General features: G+C 61.5%; 2 protein-coding genes. Both read right to left on the bottom strand.

What is annotated here, in order from left to right; translation table 11 throughout:
• Positions 1-557 precede the first annotated feature (557 nt).
• Positions 558-1,232, bottom strand: a complete 675-nt coding sequence (locus IE231_RS18080) for a hypothetical protein (protein ID WP_189695387.1) — start codon at positions 1,230-1,232, stop codon at positions 558-560.
• Positions 1,229-1,638 (bottom strand): hypothetical protein (locus tag IE231_RS18075; RefSeq protein WP_189695386.1); only part of this gene is annotated, 410 nt, incomplete at its 5' end. The genes IE231_RS18080 and IE231_RS18075, both read right to left, overlap by 4 nt.

Below are 1,638 nucleotides of genomic sequence, written 5' to 3'. Positions count from 1 at the left end.
CGGCTCTCCGCAGCCCGCCGCTGACCCGACAATCACAACCCACTTACACCGAAAAATTGACAGTCCCGGCCGAGACCTTATGGGTGGCGCTATCTGTTCTCCTAGGGGCGGGCATGCCTTTTGTCTTCGACCAAGCTAGGAGCTTGGGTCGAGCTAAGACGTGGGTAGAGATGTTCACTGATGCAGAAAAGAGGCTGTCCTCATTAGCCACAGCTCGCCAGTCCTCGGTGCCGAGAACTCGCAGTGCCGGCCCTGCTCCGCGCCCAAGAGCCCGTGCACGCTCCCTAAAGCTCAAGAACCTTCGCTGATCCTCCCGGAGGAGGGCGCGGTTGAGGGTGCCCAACGACCGCCCTGTTGGTGAGCGAGACGGCGTTGTAGCATCCTTCGTTCGTTCCTTGCTCAGCGGGAGAGGATTGGCCAGCACCACGTACGCGACGCCTGACCGAAAGATGGCAACGTCAGCACGGGGCAGCCGTGTCGCTGGCTCGGATGCCGCATTTACCCAACGCTTTGGGATCTCATCGCACGGCCGCCTCGTTGTCCGTTCGGCGTCAGAGTCAGAGGCGAGGCCGACGCAGGCGGCCGGGTCTCTGGCCGACCTCGTCCCCGTCCTCTGGCCTACGTGAGATGGCGAGCGCGCAAATGAGGGCGAAGAGCCCAGCCGTGCCGCTGACCACTGCGCGCGATGAGAATGCTCCCATAGAGGCGACAGCACAGGCAAAGGCGAGACTGAGGCCCCTGTTGGTGGCAATAGCGGCCCGGCTTCCCCGAGATGAGATCCATGGGGCGATGACGACCAGGAGCGCTGCCGGATAGGGGATGAAACCCATGGAGATCCCAAGAAATAGACCGAGGATCGCGAGTAGCACTAGCCGCGGGATTAGGGTTCCAACGGATACGAGCCGTCTCGGCTCGATGACTGCAATCAGGAGCGGCGGGTAGACGAATCCGAGGAAGATAAAGCTGGCTGCAGAGTCGGAGCTCAACACGGCATAGAGAACCGCGACGATGAAGCTGGCAAACAGCCCAACTAGCTTCGGCCGGGCCGCCACGATGGCTGCAATCCACGCCGCCAAGGCGACAAGTGGACCCGCGATCTGGAACGAGGCCCCTTGCGTCTGGTCCACGTTGGTCAGGGCGATGAGGTCGCCGAGCGCAACGGCAGTGGAAGCCCCGGCGACCGCTTGAAGGGCAGACGCCGGGGCTCTCAGACGGTTTGGCGAGTCGGTCATACCTTGACGTTGAACCAGACCATGCAGAGTCCTGCCAGGCCAAAGCCGAAGTCACATCTGCGGTTGTCCTTGAGGAAGGGATAGTACTCGCCAGGAACGTATCCTCCCCAGATCTCATGGGAAGGGGCCCCGTCGTGGATCCCGCTGATTGTGAATCCGTATGCGCCGTACTTATAGTCCACCTCGTAGCTGATTCCCGGAGCGTCCACCAGCCCCCAGCCATAGCCGTGGGGTCTGAAGGGCAGAGCAGCTTCGTGGTGGATGTGCGCGACGTGCACGTTCCTAATTGCAGCGCCTGTCATATATATGCCAGAGTCGCTGGCTCGCCCCTGCCTGAGGGGGACTGTACTTTCAACGGTGTAACTCTGATACAGGAGGTACCCGATGAGCGTTGATGTTGAACCGG

The sequence above is a fragment of the Sinomonas cellulolyticus genome (assembly GCF_014656475.1).
Lineage (GTDB): Bacteria > Actinomycetota > Actinomycetes > Actinomycetales > Micrococcaceae > Sinomonas > Sinomonas cellulolyticus.
The sequence above is the reverse complement of the archived record's forward strand: the minus strand, read 5'-3'. Positions and strand labels throughout refer to the sequence as shown.